Source organism: Ahrensia sp. R2A130, from assembly GCF_000179775.1.
Lineage (GTDB): Bacteria > Pseudomonadota > Alphaproteobacteria > Rhizobiales > Rhizobiaceae > Pseudahrensia.
Genome location: NZ_AEEB01000017.1, coordinates 169,047 through 186,403 on the forward strand (window position 1 = coordinate 169,047; position 17,357 = coordinate 186,403).

Annotated in this window: 21 protein-coding genes and 1 pseudogene; 3 read left to right on the top strand and 19 right to left on the bottom strand. The window is 58.1% G+C overall.

What is annotated here, in order from left to right; all coding sequences use genetic code 11:
• Positions 1–16: 16 nt before the first annotated feature.
• The 19 genes and pseudogenes from R2A130_RS10000 to R2A130_RS10090 all read right to left on the bottom strand — a co-directional run bounded on the left by R2A130_RS10000 (position 17) and on the right by R2A130_RS10090 (position 13,668).
• A complete protein-coding gene (locus R2A130_RS10000) occupies positions 17–1,042 on the bottom strand; it encodes an aldose epimerase family protein (protein ID WP_009757922.1) in 1,026 nt (341 codons plus the stop codon).
• Positions 1,039–1,935, bottom strand: coding sequence for a PfkB family carbohydrate kinase (locus R2A130_RS10005; protein ID WP_009757923.1), 897 nt, complete (start codon positions 1,933–1,935; stop codon positions 1,039–1,041). Before R2A130_RS10005 ends, R2A130_RS10000 begins: the two co-directional genes overlap by 4 nt.
• A 3-nt stretch (positions 1,936–1,938) precedes the next feature.
• Positions 1,939–2,640, bottom strand: a pseudogene (locus tag R2A130_RS10010) (ABC transporter permease); the annotation flags it as partial.
• Positions 2,637–3,305, bottom strand: a complete 669-nt coding sequence (locus tag R2A130_RS10015) for an ABC transporter permease (protein WP_083804299.1) — start codon at positions 3,303–3,305, stop codon at positions 2,637–2,639. The gene R2A130_RS10015 and the pseudogene R2A130_RS10010, both read right to left, overlap by 4 nt.
• 170 nt (positions 3,306–3,475) lie before the next feature.
• Positions 3,476–4,243, bottom strand: coding sequence for a transporter substrate-binding domain-containing protein (locus R2A130_RS10020; RefSeq protein ID WP_009757926.1), 768 nt, complete (start codon positions 4,241–4,243; stop codon positions 3,476–3,478).
• Positions 4,244–4,267: 24 nt separating this feature from the next.
• Positions 4,268–5,077, bottom strand: a complete 810-nt coding sequence (locus R2A130_RS10025) for an ABC transporter ATP-binding protein (RefSeq protein ID WP_009757927.1) — start codon at positions 5,075–5,077, stop codon at positions 4,268–4,270.
• Between the two features lie 118 nt (positions 5,078–5,195).
• Entirely contained in the window at positions 5,196–5,810 is a 615-nt protein-coding gene (ureG, locus tag R2A130_RS10030; RefSeq protein WP_009757928.1) for an urease accessory protein UreG, read from the bottom strand.
• Complete coding sequence (locus R2A130_RS10035; RefSeq protein WP_009757929.1) at positions 5,807–6,457, bottom strand: urease accessory protein UreF; 651 nt, start codon at positions 6,455–6,457, stop codon at positions 5,807–5,809. Before R2A130_RS10035 ends, ureG begins: the two co-directional genes overlap by 4 nt.
• The gene (locus tag R2A130_RS10040) at positions 6,450–6,905 is read right to left on the bottom strand and encodes an urease accessory protein UreE (protein WP_009757930.1); all 456 of its coding nucleotides are present in this window, start codon (positions 6,903–6,905) and stop codon (positions 6,450–6,452) included. The genes R2A130_RS10035 and R2A130_RS10040 overlap by 8 nt, the downstream gene beginning before the upstream one ends.
• Positions 6,902–7,198 (bottom strand): putative quinol monooxygenase, encoded by a 297-nt coding sequence (locus R2A130_RS10045; protein WP_009757931.1) that lies wholly within the window; start codon positions 7,196–7,198, stop codon positions 6,902–6,904. Before R2A130_RS10045 ends, R2A130_RS10040 begins: the two co-directional genes overlap by 4 nt.
• Positions 7,195–7,665, bottom strand: a complete 471-nt coding sequence (locus R2A130_RS17580; RefSeq protein ID WP_009757932.1) for a hypothetical protein — start codon at positions 7,663–7,665, stop codon at positions 7,195–7,197. The genes R2A130_RS10045 and R2A130_RS17580 overlap by 4 nt, the downstream gene beginning before the upstream one ends.
• Before the next feature lie 93 nt (positions 7,666–7,758).
• Positions 7,759–8,670: a hypothetical protein gene (locus R2A130_RS10055; RefSeq protein ID WP_009757933.1), complete on the bottom strand. Its 912-nt coding sequence runs from the start codon at positions 8,668–8,670 to the stop codon at positions 7,759–7,761.
• A gap of 9 nt (positions 8,671–8,679) precedes the next feature.
• Positions 8,680–10,392, bottom strand: coding sequence for an urease subunit alpha (gene ureC, locus R2A130_RS10060; RefSeq protein WP_009757934.1), 1,713 nt, complete (start codon positions 10,390–10,392; stop codon positions 8,680–8,682).
• A gap of 25 nt (positions 10,393–10,417) precedes the next feature.
• The gene (locus R2A130_RS10065) at positions 10,418–11,272 is read right to left on the bottom strand and encodes a 1-acyl-sn-glycerol-3-phosphate acyltransferase (RefSeq protein WP_050786116.1); all 855 of its coding nucleotides are present in this window, start codon (positions 11,270–11,272) and stop codon (positions 10,418–10,420) included.
• Positions 11,269–11,694, bottom strand: a complete 426-nt coding sequence (locus R2A130_RS10070) for a lysozyme inhibitor LprI family protein (RefSeq protein ID WP_009757936.1) — start codon at positions 11,692–11,694, stop codon at positions 11,269–11,271. The genes R2A130_RS10065 and R2A130_RS10070 overlap by 4 nt, the downstream gene beginning before the upstream one ends.
• Positions 11,691–11,996, bottom strand: coding sequence for an urease subunit beta (locus R2A130_RS10075; protein WP_009757937.1), 306 nt, complete (start codon positions 11,994–11,996; stop codon positions 11,691–11,693). The genes R2A130_RS10070 and R2A130_RS10075 overlap by 4 nt, the downstream gene beginning before the upstream one ends.
• Positions 11,997–12,036: 40 nt before the next feature.
• Positions 12,037–12,468 (bottom strand): hypothetical protein, encoded by a 432-nt coding sequence (locus tag R2A130_RS10080; RefSeq protein ID WP_009757938.1) that lies wholly within the window; start codon positions 12,466–12,468, stop codon positions 12,037–12,039.
• A gap of 23 nt (positions 12,469–12,491) precedes the next feature.
• The gene (locus R2A130_RS10085; RefSeq protein ID WP_009757939.1) at positions 12,492–12,794 is read right to left on the bottom strand and encodes an urease subunit gamma; all 303 of its coding nucleotides are present in this window, start codon (positions 12,792–12,794) and stop codon (positions 12,492–12,494) included.
• Between the two features lie 34 nt (positions 12,795–12,828).
• The gene (locus tag R2A130_RS10090) at positions 12,829–13,668 is read right to left on the bottom strand and encodes an urease accessory protein UreD (protein ID WP_009757940.1); all 840 of its coding nucleotides are present in this window, start codon (positions 13,666–13,668) and stop codon (positions 12,829–12,831) included.
• Positions 13,669–13,749: 81 nt separating this feature from the next.
• Here R2A130_RS10090 and R2A130_RS10095 point away from each other — a divergent pair, with 81 nt between their 5' ends.
• The 3 genes from R2A130_RS10095 (at position 13,750) to R2A130_RS10105 (ending at position 17,356) form a co-directional block, all read left to right on the top strand.
• Positions 13,750–14,913: a Gfo/Idh/MocA family protein gene (locus tag R2A130_RS10095; protein WP_009757941.1), complete on the top strand. Its 1,164-nt coding sequence runs from the start codon at positions 13,750–13,752 to the stop codon at positions 14,911–14,913.
• 190 nt (positions 14,914–15,103) lie between these two features.
• On the top strand, positions 15,104–16,015 hold the full coding sequence (locus R2A130_RS10100; RefSeq protein ID WP_009757943.1) for a sugar ABC transporter substrate-binding protein: 912 nt from the start codon (positions 15,104–15,106) through the stop codon (positions 16,013–16,015).
• 201 nt (positions 16,016–16,216) lie between these two features.
• Positions 16,217–17,356 carry an ABC transporter permease gene (locus R2A130_RS10105; RefSeq protein ID WP_009757944.1) on the top strand — a complete coding sequence of 380 codons (1,140 nt, stop codon included), beginning with the start codon at positions 16,217–16,219 and terminating at the stop codon, positions 17,354–17,356.
• The last annotated feature ends 1 nt before the right edge of the window (position 17,357 follow it).

The following is a 17,357-nucleotide window of genomic DNA, read 5'->3' on the forward strand; positions in this document are numbered from 1 at the left end:
TGGATTCGTGTTTGGCCTAGCGGTTCAGCTTGAAGCGATATTGCGTGACCTGCCGAAGCGTCTCGTCCGGCTGCAATATCGAATTCGGGTAGCCGGGCTGGTTCGGTGCGTCCGGCCAAACCTGCGTTTCGAAACAGAAGCCTGCATATGCACCGTATTTCGCGTTGCTCAAACCCGCCACCGGCGTGTCCACCTTGTGTCCTGCGTAAAATTGTAGGCCCGGTTCTGTGGTATGAACTTCCATCGTAACCGCGCCATCGCCGCCGGTTGCGGTGGCGACATGGCGCTGGTTGTGGCGGGCATCAGCAAGACACCAGTTGTGATCGTAGATCAGGCCATCTTCGATATCTTCGCCAACGCGCTTTGCTGTACGAAAATCGAAAGCCGTGCCCTCAACCGATGCAGGCGCGCCCACGGGGATCAACTCGTCATCGACAGCGAGATAATGGTCCGCTTCGATCTGCACCATGTGGTCGCGGCAGTCTGTGGAGCCATCGAGATTGAAATATGAATGGTGAGCGAGGCTCACCGGCGTCGCGGCATCGGTGCGGGCGCTATAGGCCACCTGCAATGTGCCGTCATCCTTCAGCATATAGCTGCAGGTCAGTTCCACGTTGCCAGGAAAACCCATCCAACCGTCAGGGTCGGTAAGTGTGAGGTCGACATGGGATGTGCCCAGATCAGCGATTGTCCAGTTGCGTTTACCAGTCCCCTGCCGCCCTCCATGCAATGTGTGCTTGTCGAGAAAATTCGCGTCGAGGTGATGGGTCTTGCCGTCCAACTCAAACTGCGCACCACCGATGCGGTTGGCAAACCGTCCAGGTGTTGCGCCAAAATAGGGCGAGTGGTCGAGATAATGCTGGAAGTCGTTGAAACCCAGAACGAGCGGATGCCCGTGCCCTTCGAGGCGCAAGTCCTGCAGCACTCCGCCCCAAGTGAGAACATGCGCGGTCAGTCCGCCGCCCGTCAGCGTGACACGATAGACGGACCGCCCGTCCGGATCGGTGCCGAAAATCTCGCGTGAATCGTGGCTCTGGCTCATCTTTGTTCCTCCATGAAGGCCAGGGTTTCTCCCCGGCTCGGTGCGCCGTCTCGCCCACCGGGGCGACTGCATTTAAGGCTTGCTGCACTGTTGGCGAAACGAATGGCGGCGTCCACCGCAATACCTTCGGCGAGTTGCAACGCAAACGCTCCGTGCCAGACATCGCCAGCGCCTAACGTATCCACCACATCCACTGCAGGGCAGGGTGTCCAGATGGCCTCACCAGCTTCGATACGGATGGTTCCGTTCGGCCCATCCGTCACCAGCACCATGCCATCCAGCATTTTAGAGGCTGCAAGTGCGGCTTCCTCGGCGTCTTCCTTACCGGTGAAATCGGTAGCGCCTTGTGCAGAAAACGCGACATGGCTTGCCCGTTCGATACCTTCTATCGCCTCACGCACCGGCGCTTCTGCGTCCATGATGCCGGGAACACCGTGGGCGCGAGCCGCGTCCATTGCAGCCGCCGCACCCTGCGGCCAGCGCGTGTCGGCCAGCGTGGCGCCTATGCCGCTGTGATCCATATTCACTAACCAGTCCGCGTCCATCGTGATCGACATATCGCGAAAATTCATGATCTGCCTTTCGCCTGCAGCGTCCACATAGATCGAAGAAAATGAAGATCGCCGGTCGGCAAAGCGCTGCACTGCATCAGTGTTCACGCCCTCCGCCTGCAAGCCTTCAAGAATGAGCCCGGCGACCGCATCATCACCCAATCGTGCTGCAAGGCGGGCGTCGCCGCCCAGCCGTGCAATCGCGACAGCCGCGTTTGCAGCATTGCCTCCGCCCACGATGGAAGCGCCATCGGCGCGATATTTCTCAGCCGTGCGCGGCATGTCTTTCATTTGAAAAACAAAGTCGAGAACGGCAACACCGGCCACAAGAACTCGGGTCATTGCTCAGGCCCTGTTCGCAGAGGGCACACGGTTTTCCAACCATCGGAACAGCACCACCAGCACGGCGGTGATGAGCAGATAGATGAAGCCAACGAAAATCAACGGTTCGTAAATCCGGTAGGTCTCTTGCCGCACGATGCCCCCAACGCCGAACACATCGAAGATGGTGATCGTGGAGGCCAGCGGAACGCTCTTCAGTGTCAGCACAGCTTCACCGGCCAGTGTCGGCAACACGTTCTGGATCGCGCGGGGCAGCCAGATGCGGCGCAGCACGGTGAAGCGACCCATGCCCATGGCCCGTGCAGCTTCCAACTCGCCTTTTGGTACGGAGGCGAACGCCCCACGCATGATGTGGCCTTCGTAGGCCGCCACCGAGAGGATGAAAGCGAAGGCCGCGTAGGGAAACGCCTCTCGCAGGATGGGCCAGATGAAGGAGTTCCGCAGTTCCGGAAAATACGGGAACAACGAACCCAGTCCGTAATAGAGCAGCCAAAGCTGGATGAGCAGCGGTGTGCCGCGGATCATGGTGCAGTAACCGCGCGCAATTGCGCCCAGCCAACGCGGCCCCGTGACCTGCACAAGCCCAATGGGGATCGCCAGCAGAAAGCCGAAGAAGAGCGCGATGCCCAGTAGCTCCAGCGTGACCCAAATACCTTCGACGAAGCGCCAGCCGTAGTCCGGCAGCCAATACCACTCACCCATCACGCACCACCTGATGCGAGCGATTTGCGCCCGCGCGTGACGCGGTTTTCCGCCAGCTTGAACAGTTGGTTCGAGACCAGTGTGACTGCGAGATAGATTGCGCCAGCGACGATGTAGGCTTCCAGATAATAGCGCGTGGCACCGGCAGCCTGTCGCGTCACAAGCGCTAGTTCTTCATAGCCCACCACGGCCAGAAGCGCGGTGTCTTTGGTGATGATAAGCCATAGGTTCGCCAGCCCCGGCAGCGCCAGTGGCAGCATGGCGGGGATCATGATGCGGTGAAAAATCTTGAACGACCCCATGCCGAAACTGGCACCGGCTTCGACTTCGCCCTTGGGAATAGCAAGAATTGCGCCACGCATAACCTCGGTGGAATAAGCGCCTTGCACAAAACCGAGGACGGCAATACCGGCAGCAAGCCCCGATATATCGACACGCCCATAGCCCATTGCCATGAAGGCCTGCGACAGCAGTTGCGTACCTGCAAAATAGAGCAGCAATATCAGCACCAGTTCCGGCACGGCACGGATAAGCGTGGTGTAGATTTCCAGCGACCACTTGAGCACCGGTCCGCCGTAAATTTTGCCAAGCGCACCGGACACGCCGATCAACAGGCCAAGAATATAACCACCGACAGCGATCTGCAGCGAAGCCGCCAGACCCCCCATCAAATTCGGCCCCCATTCGCTTATCAGCTCATAGATATTGGCGAAGAAGGTCACGCGGCGACGGTCCGTTTTGTCTGGTGTTCAAAAGAAAACGCTCCCCCGACCCGCTTCCATATTGGAAAGGGCAGGGGGAGCGTAAGGGTCATGACGCTATACGTCCCGACCGGCGTTTAGTTGGCGCCGCCGTAGATGTCGAAAGCGAAGTATTTTTTCGCGATCTCGTCATAGGTGCCGTCTTCCAGAATCTGGGCGATGGCTTTGTTGAATTTGTCTTTCAACTCGGTGTCTGCCTTGCGGACACCGGCACCGACACCCAGACCAAAAATTGCTTCGTCTTTCAGCGTCAGCTTCACTTCCATGCCTTCGCCTTCCTTCGATTTCAGGAAAGGCTCGAGCGCCAGCGAGTCGGCCACGATGGCGTCAACGCGACCGGCGAAGAGGTCCTGGTTGTGCTCGTTAAAGTCCTGATAGGTCTTCACGGTTGCGCCGGGAATTTTTGCTTCTGCAAAGTTCGCGTGCGTGGTGGAAACCTGCACACCGACGGTCTTGCCTTTCAGGTCGTCCAGCGACTTGATTTCGGAAGCTTTGGGCGCGATTAGCGCGGCTGGCGTGTTGTAGTATTTGTTGGAAAAATCGATCGTCTTCATGCGCTCTTCGGTGATCGACATGGATGCGACGATGGCGTCGATCTTGTTCGATGTGAGCGCGGGAATGATGCCGTCCCAGGCGATTGGCACCCAAACGCATTCTTCGTTCATGGCTTTGCACAGTGCTTCACCGACTTCGATTTCAAAGCCTTTCCACTCACCACCGGCGGTGCGGGCGTAGAACGGCTCGTAAGGTGCAGAATCAAGGCCGAGGCGCAATTCAGCCTGTGCGGTGGACATGGCAGCAGCGGACAGCACGGCGGCTGCGATGATGGATTTGATGATCTTCATGGGAAGAACTCCTGTTGGTTTTCGTTAGTTGTGGATTGATGAAACGAACGCTCGTGTGCGTTCGCTTGAAGGATTGCGGAACACCTGTTCCGGTGGCCCTTCTTCTTCCACCAGTCCTTGGTGGAGATACATGATCTTGCTCGACACGTCGCGGGCAAAGGCCATTTCGTGGGTGACGAGGATCATCGTTCGCCCCTCATCTGCGATGGAGCGAATGACTTTCAGCACTTCGCCGACCAGTTCGGGATCGAGCGCTGACGTGGGCTCGTCGAACAACATGGCGCGGGGTTCGATGGCGAGCGCACGGGCGATGGCTGCGCGCTGCTGCTGACCGCCTGAAAGGAACGCCGGAAACTGGTCGCGTTTTTCGTAAAGGCCAACGCGCTCCAGCATGGCTTCGGCCTTTTCGCGCGCTTCTGCCTTCGTTTGGCCCAGCACCTGAACCGGTGCTTCCATCACGTTTTGCAACACGCTCATATGGCCCCAGAGATTGAAGCTCTGGAACACCATGGCGAGATCGGTGCGGAGCCGCTGTACTTGCTTGCGGTCAGCGGGGTGCATCTCGTTGTTCTTCGGCGCGTTGAATTTGATCGCCTCACCGGCAATGGAAATTGCGCCTGAGGTGGGCAACTCCAGCAAATTGATGCAACGCAAAAAAGTGGATTTGCCGGAGCCGGATGCGCCGATGATCGACACCACATCGCCTTCTGCGGCATCCATCGACACGCCTTTCAGCACTTCGAGGTCGCCAAAGCTCTTGTGCAGATCATCGACTTTGATGGCGCTGGTCGCGCTTTCAGCGACGGCGGAAGAGGCGGTGAGGGTCGCCGACATCAACGAATCCAGGCCGGTTGGACGGACATGATACTGAAAGACTGGCCTGTCACGCGGGTCGCTTCGCTTTGTGATATTCGTTGAACAGAACGCAGTGTTGCACCTCGCCAACCCTGCATCAAGACGGGAAACCGCCTGTTTCCATAATGAAATCGACAATTGCCTCAACGCCGTCGCCGCCCCGCAGATCGGCGAATATCGTTGGCCTATCGCCCCGCGCTTTAGCCGCATCCGCCCGCATCCGGTCGAGATCGGCGCCCACGTAAGGCGCAAGATCGGTCTTGTTGACGATTAAAAGATCGGAGCGGGTGATGGCCGGCCCGCCCTTACGGGGAATATCGTCGCCTTGCGCAACCGACACGACATAGATCGAAAGATCAGCCAGATCGGGTGAGAAAGTAGCGGCAAGATTGTCGCCACCCGACTCGATGAAGACGATATCGAGATCGCTGTGGCGCACGTTCAACTCGTCGATGGCGCGCAGATTGATCGAGGCATCTTCGCGGATTGCCGTGTGCGGGCAGCCGCCGGTTTCCACGCCGATAATGCGGTCTGACATTAGCGCCTGCGACCGCACCAGAGCCTCGGCGTCTTCTTTCGTATAAATATCATTGGTCACCACCGCGATGGAAAATCGCTCCCGCATCGCCTTGCAAAGGCGGTCCGTCAGCGTGGTTTTGCCGGAACCGACTGGTCCGCCGATACCGATACGAAGAGGGCCGTTTTGGCTCATGAGCGGAAAATCCGTGAGGGCAAATCGCGATGCTGCATGGCGGCAATATCCATCGCGAAGGTGGATGTGGACAGATCGTCGATAGTCGCGTTTTGGGCGGCCACCGCGCAAGCGGAAATCGCGTCGCTGCACTCGGCAAGACATTCGACACCTGCCGTTTGCCCCAGAGGCATCAACCGCAGCGCTGCCTGAATTTGTGCAGAAATGAGGTGGTGGGAAAACGCCTGCAACACTGTTGTCGCCGGTAATGAAAGCCCGCCCGCAAGCTGCGCGAAAGCGACCGGATAGGTTTTAGCGGCAACATTCTCGTCACCAGCCCAAGGCCGCGCTGCCCGCACAAACGCATCGCCCATGCCCAGCAATTCCGCCTCCCGCTCGGGTGTTGTCGCCATTGAGAGCAGGGCGTCATCCACGTCTTCAGATTGGTCAGGGTTGGCCAGAAGAGCCGCCACCGCATATGTATCCAATCGTGCCGTGCCGAACGAAAGAGACGTCGCCAACCATTGGTCCAGCGCGTCACGATCCGTCACCAGTCCATTCGCCACCGCCGCCTCCAAACCGCCGGACCAAGCGAACCCACCCACCGGGAATGCAGGCGAAAGCCACGTCATAAGTGTGGTGATGTCCTTAGCGGTCGCGTCAGCCATGAGAGTGCGAATGATACGCCCCGCGTTGGGGCGAAAACGGTTCGGTCACCTCAGCCACCTGTGCGCCCAACCCTACCAACATTTCCGCAATCACGCGGTCGCGCAGAATGAGAATGCGGTCCTCTTCCACCTGCGCGGCGAGGTGGCGGTTGCCTATATGCCAGGCCAGTTCGATCAGGTGCGCCGTATCGCGTCCGCGCACATCCAGCAGTTTTTCGTCCATCGCAATCACCTCCACCTGTTCGCCATTGTCCAACCGCAACCGGTCACGGCCTTGCAGGTGGATGGCTTGGGGCAGGTCGAAGGCCAGCTTCATGTCGTGTTGGCTGGTCAGCACCTTGCGGCGCAGGTGGCGCTCGTTATGGGGCAGAGAAATGATGTCCACCGGAACGGCGTCACCATCACGTTTTGGGCCGACGTCAACCACCCGCAGCACGGCTGCGCTCACAGCGTTTTGACGTTGGCCGGTTCTATAATTTCGATCGTGCGGTCAAGGAAGAATTTCGAACCCGCCTCGCGCCATGCGAGGAAATGCGGCTCGACGAAATGGTTGTCGATTGCCGCCTGATCTTCCCAGCGTTCCACGAACACGATTGTGTCTTCATCGGTGGTGGACTGGAACAGATCGTAGGAAATGTTGCCGGGCTCGTTGCGCGTACCAGCGATGCAATCGGCCACCGCCTCGTTGATTGCAGGCAGGCTGCCGGGTTTGATTTTCAAAGTTGCGACGAGATAAATCATGTGCGCTTCCGCAAGCCATCGATGGAATAGCGGTCACCATGGCGCAGCAGGAACAGCGCCACAAGCGCACCGAGCGTAGCAACGGACGTCCACAACAGATTTGCAGGAAAATTCACGTAACCGATTTCGAAGTTGCCAGTGGACAGAGCCTTGATGAGCCCACCCTTGAACAGCAAAGAGCCCGACAGCAGCGCGCCGATAATACCGGTGGCGTGCATGGCCGTGATGAAGGCGTAAACCGGCGTGCGAAACAGCCCCAGCAGGAACAGCAGCACGATGGCCATCTGCAACCCGCCCACCGCATAGGCATAGTCAGCCGTAACCCAGTCCAGCCCATAAGTGCCCTTGAAAACGTTGACCATCCATTCGGGGCGCAGGAATTTCAGCGACGCCCAAACGAACAGAAAAGCGCCGGTGGTAAGGCGGATGATGAGCAAGGAGATGGCTAGGGTGCGGGGTGTGGGCATGGGATCACAATGTTGAGAATATTTAAGCCGTAACTTAGCCCGCAATGTTCGGTCAGATGAAATCAACAATCTGAGAATACCCTGACAATGCTCTTAAACCTTGGAGGCAGCCTGATCTAACGTATTTTTAAGACGTTCAACAAGGATCGACACCAGTTGGACTAGGTAGCCGACGTCCTCTGTAACTGTCGGGTATATCGGAACCGGTTGACTGTTGGCATCTTGCACCATCAGACACTGGAATGAGCCCAAGTTATCCAGACGGCTTTTGAAACTCTCTGCAATCTTTTCCAGCTTTTCGATCTCCTCCTCTGGATGCTTTTGGCTCAGCGCTGCGATGTGATCAGCAGACGCCTTTTGCCAATCAGTCAATAAAATTGATCTCGCTTTTGCACCGTCTTCGTCTACGACAGACGGCGGCACGGAAAGTGGAATTCTATGAGCACCAGAGTCGCGCCTAAGTTTCAGGCCTTTTTCCCAGTTTTTAAATTCAGGAACGACCTCGTTTAACCACGACAATTTTGGAAGCTTTGCAAACTTTTTGCTAAAAATACCGATATCGTTTGGATGGGTGCTATCAACTTTTTCTGGATGAAGCGCATAGAGCATGCCCCAGGCAAAATTGTCCAAAAGCCCCCGGCTCTGTATATAGATATCATTCAAAGCCCTATCGACATCGAAGGGCTCTTCCCCTGTCAAGGGTGCTGTTCTGTTCGGCGGAGCAATAGAATAAAATTCGCGGTATGCGCTCCAGATTATGCGACTACGTTTTACCGCGCCATAGAGTAGGTGATTTTTCGCTTTCTCGTCGTTTATTTCATATTGCAAATCTAAAATGGGGAACTGCAAATTCATCAGCGGATCAACAACATTGAGATAGTGCATTTCATGCGCTTGTTGACGGAAATATTTATCGCTTTCGACGTTTCCGCCAAAAACTCCCATTCGATCGTAGTGCTCGAAATGCGATGAGTACCTAAGATCATCAAAGTTCGCCAAAATCATACGATTGCCTCAAAACAGAAAATACCGTTGCGCCATCGGCAACACTTCGGCTGGTTCGCAGGTCAGCAATTCGCCGTCGGCCCGTACCTCGTAGGTCTCCGGGTTCACCTCCACCTCCGGCGTAGCGTCGTTGAGTTTCATCGAGGCTTTCGAGATACCGCCGCGGGTGTTTTCCACGGCTACGAAATCTTTCTCCACGCCCAGCTTTTCATGCAAGCGCCCTTCGGCTGCGGCTCCTGATACGAAGGTAACGGATGAGTTGGTCATCGCCTTGCCGAAAGCACCGAACATGGGGCGCATGTGCACAGGTTGCGGGGTGGGAATGGACGCATTCGGGTCGCCCATGGGGGCCGCCGCAATCATGCCGCCGATCATCACCAGCGCGGGTTTGACGCCAAAAAACGCCGGGTCCCATAGGCATAAGTCAGCGCGTTTGCCCTCTTCGATAGAACCGATTTCGTGGCTGATGCCGTGGGCGATCGCAGGGTTGATCGTCACCTTGGCGATGTAGCGGCGCACGCGGAAATTGTCGTTGTCGCCGGTCTCTTCCGCCAGCGGCCCACGTTGTTTTTTCATCTTGTCCGCCGTCTGCCATGTGCGGATCAACACCTCGCCCACGCGGCCCATGGCCTGACTGTCGGACGCGATGATGGAGAACGCGCCGATGTCATGCAAAATGTCTTCCGCCGCTATAGTCTCCTTGCGGATGCGTGACTCCGCAAACGCGATGTCCTCGGGGATCGATTTATCGAGGTGGTGGCACACCATCAGCATGTCGAGATGCTCTTCCAGCGTGTTCACCGTGTAGGGGCGCGTGGGGTTGGTGGAGGACGGCAACACGTTGGACAGTCCGCAAATCTTGATGATGTCCGGCGCGTGGCCGCCACCGGCCCCTTCGGTGTGGAAGGCGTGGATGGTGCGGCCTTCGAAGGCGGCCACAGTGTCTTCCACGAAGCCGCTTTCGTTCAGCGTATCGGTGTGAATCATCACCTGCACGTCGTAGTCGTCGGCGACCGACAGACAGGTGCGGATGGCCTGCGGGGTGGTGCCCCAGTCCTCGTGCAGTTTCAGCGCACAGGCGCCGCTTTCCACCATTTCCACCAGCGCGCCGGGCTGGGATGCGTTGCCCTTGCCTGACAGGCCAAGATTCATCGGAAAGGCATCGAAGGACTGTATCATTCGCCCGATATGCCACGGCCCCGGCGTGCAGGTGGTGGCCAGCGTGCCGTGGGCGGGGCCGGTGCCGCCGCCCAACATGGTGGTCACGCCGGAATGCAGCGCCTCTTCGATCTGCTGCGGGCAGATGAAATGGATGTGGCTGTCGAACCCGCCAGCGGTGAGGATTTTGCCTTCCCCGGCAATGGCCTCCGTGCCGGGGCCGATGATGATGTCGACGCCGGGTTGTGTGTCCGGATTGCCTGCCTTGCCGATCTTCACAATGCGCCCGCCGCGCAGGCCGACATCGGCCTTATAGATGCCGGTGTGATCGACAATCAGCGCATTGGTAATGACGGTGTCCACGGCACCATCTGCCCGCGTGGCTTGGCTCTGCCCCATCCCGTCGCGGATAACCTTGCCGCCGCCGAACTTCACCTCCTCACCGTAAGTGGTGAGATCGCGTTCCACCTCGATGATGAGATCAGTGTCCGCCAACCTCACCCTATCGCCGGTGGTGGGGCCGTACATGGCGGCATAATCGGCGCGGGAAAGTGTGGCGGGCATTGCGGGTGCTTTCTGCTATGGGCGCTTATTCGGCAGCTTTGGAAATGGGATCGTCGTCGCGAGGCGCGGGAACGCCACGGTCGAAGTCTTTGTCGAAGACCAGCAAGCGATGTTCGGGTATCTCGAAATCGTCCGGCAGTAAGGCTAGCGAAGCGGTCTCGATCCGCTCTTCAAGCAGCGCCATGAACTCGTCTTTTTCCAAGCCTGGCTGGATGGGTTCTAGAAACTCCACGATACCGGTGCCGGCGGTGAATTGATCGAAGGTCATGTGCGGCCAGTAGAGGCCTAGATTGGTGGCAACGGGAATGACGGGCTCCTGATAAGCCTCGTACATGTGAAAAATGCCCTTCTTATATTCGAAGTGATAGCCGGGTTCACCCAGCCGTCCTTCGGGATAGATCAGGATTTTGCGATTGGCCGCCCGCGCACGCGACAGGTCTTCTGTGACCAATTTTTGTTGGGCTGTCGCACCGCCGCAACTGTCCACCACCACGGCTTGCATCTTTTTCAGCACGAGGCCGACGAGGGGGATTTTTTCCAGATGGTCGCCGGTGACGATAGCGAGGTCGTTCACCTTGGCAAACATCGAATAGCCATCGCCCCAGCTCTGGTGTTTGGGCGCGATGATGCACGGCCCGTCGGGCAGGTTTTCACGGCCGCGATATTCGATGTCGACGCCGACGATCACCCGCATCCAGCATTTCATCACGCGGGCATAGCGCTGCAACCAGATCATCAGCCACTTGCGTCCGGGGATCATCAGCAACGGCAACGCGATGATGACGGTGAGGATGGATGTGGTCCAATACAGCGCCTGAAAAACATGGGCGCGCCACATGGGAACGGGCGGTCCGATTTTTTGGCGTATCTCCGTGCTCATCGTCCGGCACCTGCATATTCGCGCAGGTCGGCGGTGCGCTGTTCGGTCAGTTTTGTCAGGCAGAGCGTGCCGAGCAACGGTTGCAACGTGCCACCATAGGCCATGGTGGCTTGGGCGTCGCAGGCGGCGTCGCGATAGGTGATCCATTTCCGCTGGGCGTCGCGCAGCAGGTCGGCACGGGCGGGCAGGCCTTGCGGCAACCAATCGGCGTCATCACGTCGAGCGCCTGCCATGGCCTGCTTCCACGCTGCGTTGAGATCAGCATCGGCACGGTCGAGCTCTTTCGCGGCGCAGAATTTCATCTCAACCGTGGATCCGGCAGTGTTGCAATCCACATCTTGCGCGTGGGCTCCGCCGACCAATATGGCGGTAGCAACCGTGACGACGACCGCCGCCAACATGGCTTTGAATATATCGTTCATAGCGTGCCCATAACCTTGCCGTTGAAACCAAACACTTTGCGGTCGCCGCCGATTGGCACCAACAACACGTCGCGCCGTTGGCCGGGTTCGAAGCGCACGGCGGTGCCTGCAGCTATGTCCAACCGCATGCCGTGTGCCTGCTCGCGATCAAAATCCAGCGCAGGGTTGGTTTCGGCAAAGTGGTAATGGCTGCCCACCTGCACGGGACGGTCGCCGGTGTTCGCCACTTGCAGCGTCACCGCCTCGCGCTCGGCGTTCAGTGTTATGTCGCCATCGGCGGTTAGGATTTCTCCGGGGATCATTATCGTGTTCCTCTCGGGCTGCTTCGCGTTACACTTTCCATCACACCATGAGAACGACAAAGCCATTGTCTTGCAAGGCCGCTTTCAGCGTCTTCAGGTCGGGCTGGCAGTGGGGCGGCAGATCGATGGCCGTGCCGCCCATCATCTTCATCTGAACATCGGCCCCGCCATCCACCTTTTTTATCTCGACCCGCTCGATCAGGGGGCGCGGCACGGCTTTTTTCGACCGTCCGGCGTGAAAATGCAGATTGCCTTCCGTGATTTTCATTCCACAGGTGCGTTTCGACGAAATCCACCACACCAATAGTGCCGCAATGGGTGTGATGAGAAGCAACGGCAAAACCGCCTCGGGGTCTTGGAACGCAAGAAAGATCGCCGACACGATCAACACGATGATGATGGCGCCGAACGGCCCACGGTCGTGCCGCACATATTCATACAGCGCCGGTTTGTCTGGTTTGAAAAAGAGCATGGGGTCTGAAAACTACCGCTCTATCATCGAACAGGCTCATGGACGGTTACCAGTTTGGTGCCGTCTGGAAACGTCGCTTCCACCTGCACGTCGTGGATCATTTCAGCGATGCCATCCATCACCTGATCGCGGGTCACGACGCTGGCGCCGGCCTGCATGAGGTCGGCGACGGAGCGGCCGTCGCGTGCGCCTTCCACGACGAAATCGGTGATGAGCGCGATGGTTTCCGGGTGGTTCAACTTCACGCCGCGCTCCAGCCGCTTGCGGGCGACTTGGGCGGCCATCGCCACAAGGAGCTTGTCTTTTTCGCGGGGTGTCAGCTGCATTGGAAATCCATTTGCTTGCCAGAAAAATAATGCGTCACGTGTTCCAGACTTTCGGCAAATCCCGCCCGTCGCGCAAGGTCCGAAGCACCGGCGTGATCGCCGCGCGCAAATCGTAACCATCACGGGCAAGGCAGCGGACGACGATACGGTCATCGAACAGCGCAATGCCTATGGTCGATGAGGCGTGTTGGCGAACGGTTTCGTGCAACGCTTCCGCCTTCGGACTGGCGAACAATATGGTCGCTGCCGCCCGTGCTTCGCCCGCGACCATCGCGCTGGCGAGTTTGCTTTCCACATCGCCTTCCAGATCGAGCGCTTCACGGTGGATCAACCGTCCGTCGCGCCGAATATCCCAGCGGTCTCGCAGGCTGCCTTCGCGCATTTGCTCATCCATCGCCATGCGCCCGAATAGAAGCGGCTCAACGATAAGCACTTCAGCGTCGTCTTGAAGGTCGACGGTCAGCTTCCGATTCAACCGACCCCCATCGAACATGATCGTTTCCTGAGGCACCCAATCCAACCGCGCACCGTCTTCTACAGTCAGCGTCGTGTTCAGCCGCGCAGGGTCGCCGTTACAGCGATAGACGCGCTCGCAAGCTTGGGTGGAGATGGTGAGATGCGTGCTTTTGCCAGCCGTCATGTGCCAGCGCAGATCGTCTTCCGCCGTCATGCCACCGCTGGAATTGATGAGCACGACTTCCTGCCCGTCGCTTCGCCGGTCCGGCAGGCGAATCTTGCAGCAGCCCTGTTGGTAGAGGTCAGCCAGCCGCGTCACGCCATCCCGCGCCACAACAGCAACGCGGCCTTCACCTTTTGCCCGTTGGTGAGGAGCGCGTGCAAATGTCGTGGGTGCTTGTGCGATTGCGCTTGCCATCGTCACCTTCTGGTTTACAGCGGCGGGCAACACAAGCTCACGTTTGGGCGGCGTGAATGAACGCAGGTTTGGGAGGCCGTGATGGCGAAATTAAATTGGGGAATGATCGGCGGCGGCGAGGGCTCGCAGATTGGACCAGCACACCGTCTCGGCGCGGTTATCGATGGACATTATGATTTTGTAGCGGGCGCGCTGGATTTCGTGCCGGAAAAAGGCCGCGCCTTTGCTGCCCAACTCGGCATCGCAGGCGACCGCGCTTATGGCGACTGGAAGGAAATGCTGGCCGGTGAAAAAGACCGCCCTGCTGGCGAGCGCCTCGATCTCGTCACCATCGCCACACCGAACTCCACCCATTTCGAAATCGCCGAAGCGTTCCTTCAGGAAGGCTTCAACCTGCTGATCGAAAAACCCATGACCATGGCTGTTGAAGAGGGTGAACGCCTTTTTGCGCTGGAGAAGGAAAAGGGCTGCCGCGTTGCGGTCAATTACGGTTATTCCGGCTACGCCATGGTGCGCCACATGCGGGCCATGGTGGCCCGTGGCGACCTTGGTAAAGTGCGCGTCGTGGTGGCGGAATTCGCCCACGGCCACCACTCCGATGCGGCAGATGCCGACAACCCGCGTATCCGCTGGCGCTACGATCCGGCTCAAGCCGGTGTCTCATCTATCGTGGCCGATTGTGGCATCCACTGCCTGCATATGGCGTCTTTCGTTGCTGGCCAGAATATCGAAAAACTGTCGGCGGATTTCGCCTCCACGATTTCATCGCGTGAACTCGAAGACGACGCCTTGATCGCCTTCCGCATGGATGGTGGCACCGTTGGTCGTTGCTGGACGTCTGCCGTGGCGCTTGGTCGTCAGCACGGTTTGCGCCTGCAGGTCTTCGGTGAAACCGGCGGCATGGCGTGGGAGCAGGAGCATCCCAATCAGATCAAATGGACACCGCTGGGCGGCAACACGGAAATTCTCGAACGCGGGCAGGCAGGTCTTTCGCCGGAAGCCGACCGCGCATCCCGCGTCACTCAAGGCCACGCAGAAGGCATGCCGCTGGCCTTCGCCAATCTCTACAGCGACCTGTCGGAACTCATCCGCGCAGATGCCGAAGGCCGGACGCCGGACGCCGCCGCCGATTTGGTGCCAGATGCAGAAGCTGGTTTGCGATCTGTTGCGCTGGTTCATGCTGCAGTGAAGTCGGCGGCTGATGATGGGGTGTGGACAAACTGCGTCCCACCTTCACTCGCGTAAAAATTGAAGCTGAAGCGTCAAAAATTGAGACTGGAATTCCTAAAAATCAATCAAATCGTTTGAAAATTGCAAGACAACCGGTTGGCTTCCGCGAAATGCTGGTCTAGCCTTTCGACCTACCAGCGTATCGGGAGCGCGCTGGGAGGAAGTCTCGCTCCCGAATTTTAGACTGTTTCGGGAGGAAACACCTTTGAAAAAGATTCTACTCGCGGCTGCTGCCGTACTTGCCATGTCCACCTCGGCTCTCGCCGAGCGCTATGTGATGATCACCCACACCCAGGGTACCGACCCATTCTGGCCCGTCGTTGAAAAAGGCGGCAAGGATGCAGCCAAAGCCCTCGGCGTTGAGCTCGAATACAACTACGCCGCTTCCGGCGACATGGCCGACATGGCCAAGCTCATCGAAGCTGCAACCGCGACACAGCCAGACGGTCTGATCGTTTCCCTGCCAGACGCTGCAGCGCTTGGCCCGGCAATCAAGGCTGCTGCTGATGCTGGCGTGCCTGTTGTGACCATCAACTCCGGTCTCGAAGCTTCCAAAGAAGTAGGCGCGCTGATGCATGTCGGTCAGCCAGAAAAACTGGCCGGTACATCGGCTGGCGAACGCGCAAAAGCTGAAGGCGTGACCAAAGGTCTTTGCCTCAACCAAGAATCCTTCAACACCGCACTCGTCGACCGTTGCCAGGGTTATGCCGATGGTCTCGGTGAAGCGCTGAACCAGATCGACACGTCCAACGACGTTGCGCAGATCAAGACACGTACTGCTGCTGCTCTTGAGTCCGACAAGGACATCAACGGCGTCATGGCCGCTGGCCCTCACGTCTGTGCAGCCGCTGCCGAAGCGATCAAGGAAGTCGGTGCTGAAATTCACCTCTCCTGCTTCGACATGACACCAGAAGTGATCTCGCTCATCAAATCCGGTGAAGTGAAATACACCATCGACCAGCAGCAGCGCCTGCAGGGCTACATGCCAGTCGTCGTGCTGCACCTTTACAACAGCAACGCCGGCATGCTGCCGGGCGCAAACATCCCATCGGGCCCAGGCTTCGTGGATGCGTCTAACGCTGCAAACGTTGAAAAGCAGGCTGGCGTAAACCGCTAAGCCACGCACTCTGCCGGGTCTTCCCGGCGGCGTACACTTGCGAGAGGCCGGGCGCGTATCTTGGGGTCGCGCCCGGCCTTTTTGCTTCGTAAAAAGGTGATCGAAACGACCTTTTTCTTATCATTCGCCGAATGGAACGGGTGATGTGAAAAAGGCCGGTAGTGGCTAGCAGAAATTCAAAGACAATCCGGGGGGATTATTATGTCCGATGCGGCAAACGCCGATCTTGTAGAACGCAGCGAGGCCGACCGGCTTCAAAAGGGCGGCATCATCGCCCAACTGGTCAAACGGCCGGAGATCGGTGCCTTTGTCGGCATGATCGTCATCATCGTGTTGCTCGGTTGGGCATCCGAATGGCGGGTCTATAATGCGCTGGGTTTGAAGAACAACTTGTCCATTATCGGTCAGCTTGGCATCATCGCGGTGGGCGCTTGCCTTCTCATGATTGCGGGTGAATTCGACCTCTCCATCGGCTCCATGATCGGCTTTGCCGGCATGTCCATAGCGATGATGTTGAAGTGGGGCTTGCCGTTTGGAATGGGTGAAGCAACGCCGGTATCGGCCTTTTTCCTGACCCTGATGATGACGCTGACGCTGGGGTGGATCATCGGTAATATCGTAGTCCGATCAGGGCTGTCCTCCTTTATCGTGACGTTGGGCTTCCTGTTCTTCCTGCGCGGCGCAACGGAAGTTTCCTTCCGCATTTTCAACGAAGGCTCGACCCAGATTTCCGGCCTTCAGGATTTCAAGGAAACAAGCTGGTTCGCCTCAATCTTCGGTGGTGAAACCTTCACGTGGGCCTACGATCTCGCGTTCCAACTGGGCTTCAACCTCAACCGCAAGGGCGAACAGTGGGTCACTGGCCTCGATGCCCGCGTGGCGTGGTGGCTGCTGCTGACATTCCTCGCCTACATCGTTTTGTCGCGCACACAGCTCGGCAACTGGATTTTTGCAACTGGCGACAATTCCGAATCAGCCCGTGCCAACGGTGTGCCGGTCAATAAGGTCCGCATCGGCCTGTTCATGTTCACCGCCTTCTGCGCCACGCTATTTGCCGCCTGCCAGGTCTTCGACACCAACACGGCAGACGCGGCCAAAGGTAACCTGAAAGAACTGGAGGCCATCGCCGTCGCGGTGGTGGGAGGCACGCTCATGACGGGCGGCTTCGGCTCGGTCATCGGCATCATGTTCGGTGCCGTGATTTTCGGCCTCGTGCAAAACGCGGTGTTCTTCATCCCGTCGATTGATGGCTCCTACTTCCGCGTCTTCGTCGGCACAGTGCTGCTGGTGGCAGCCTTTGCCAACGAGAACATTCGCAAGCGCATCACGGGGGGGATCTAGC

Excerpts from the sequence above, each read along its gene's own strand:
- R2A130_RS10095 (WP_009757941.1), top strand. The coding sequence starts at position 13,750 with ATGGCGAAATTAAATTGGGGAATGATCGGCGGCGGCGAGGGCTCGCAG.
- R2A130_RS10005 (WP_009757923.1), bottom strand. The coding sequence starts at position 1,935 with ATGACCCGAGTTCTTGTGGCCGGTGTTGCCGTTCTCGACTTTGTTTTT.
- R2A130_RS17580 (WP_009757932.1), bottom strand. The coding sequence starts at position 7,665 with ATGCCCACACCCCGCACCCTAGCCATCTCCTTGCTCATCATCCGCCTT.
- R2A130_RS10055 (WP_009757933.1), bottom strand. The coding sequence starts at position 8,670 with ATGATTTTGGCGAACTTTGATGATCTTAGGTACTCATCGCATTTCGAG.
- R2A130_RS10025 (WP_009757927.1), bottom strand. The coding sequence starts at position 5,077 with ATGTCGGCGACCCTCACCGCCTCTTCCGCCGTCGCTGAAAGCGCGACC.
- R2A130_RS10065 (WP_050786116.1), bottom strand. The coding sequence starts at position 11,272 with ATGAGCACGGAGATACGCCAAAAAATCGGACCGCCCGTTCCCATGTGG.
- R2A130_RS10070 (WP_009757936.1), bottom strand. The coding sequence starts at position 11,694 with ATGAACGATATATTCAAAGCCATGTTGGCGGCGGTCGTCGTCACGGTT.
- R2A130_RS10080 (WP_009757938.1), bottom strand. The coding sequence starts at position 12,468 with ATGCTCTTTTTCAAACCAGACAAACCGGCGCTGTATGAATATGTGCGG.
- R2A130_RS10000 (WP_009757922.1), bottom strand. The coding sequence starts at position 1,042 with ATGAGCCAGAGCCACGATTCACGCGAGATTTTCGGCACCGATCCGGAC.
- ureG (WP_009757928.1), bottom strand. The coding sequence starts at position 5,810 with ATGAGCCAAAACGGCCCTCTTCGTATCGGTATCGGCGGACCAGTCGGT.
- R2A130_RS10090 (WP_009757940.1), bottom strand. The coding sequence starts at position 13,668 with ATGGCAAGCGCAATCGCACAAGCACCCACGACATTTGCACGCGCTCCT.
- R2A130_RS10045 (WP_009757931.1), bottom strand. The coding sequence starts at position 7,198 with ATGATTTATCTCGTCGCAACTTTGAAAATCAAACCCGGCAGCCTGCCT.
- R2A130_RS10075 (WP_009757937.1), bottom strand. The coding sequence starts at position 11,996 with ATGATCCCCGGAGAAATCCTAACCGCCGATGGCGACATAACACTGAAC.
- R2A130_RS10015 (WP_083804299.1), bottom strand. The coding sequence starts at position 3,305 with ATGGGGGGTCTGGCGGCTTCGCTGCAGATCGCTGTCGGTGGTTATATT.
- R2A130_RS10020 (WP_009757926.1), bottom strand. The coding sequence starts at position 4,243 with ATGAAGATCATCAAATCCATCATCGCAGCCGCCGTGCTGTCCGCTGCT.
- R2A130_RS10105 (WP_009757944.1), top strand. The coding sequence starts at position 16,217 with ATGTCCGATGCGGCAAACGCCGATCTTGTAGAACGCAGCGAGGCCGAC.
- R2A130_RS10085 (WP_009757939.1), bottom strand. The coding sequence starts at position 12,794 with ATGCAGCTGACACCCCGCGAAAAAGACAAGCTCCTTGTGGCGATGGCC.
- ureC (WP_009757934.1), bottom strand. The coding sequence starts at position 10,392 with ATGCCCGCCACACTTTCCCGCGCCGATTATGCCGCCATGTACGGCCCC.
- R2A130_RS10035 (WP_009757929.1), bottom strand. The coding sequence starts at position 6,457 with ATGGCTGACGCGACCGCTAAGGACATCACCACACTTATGACGTGGCTT.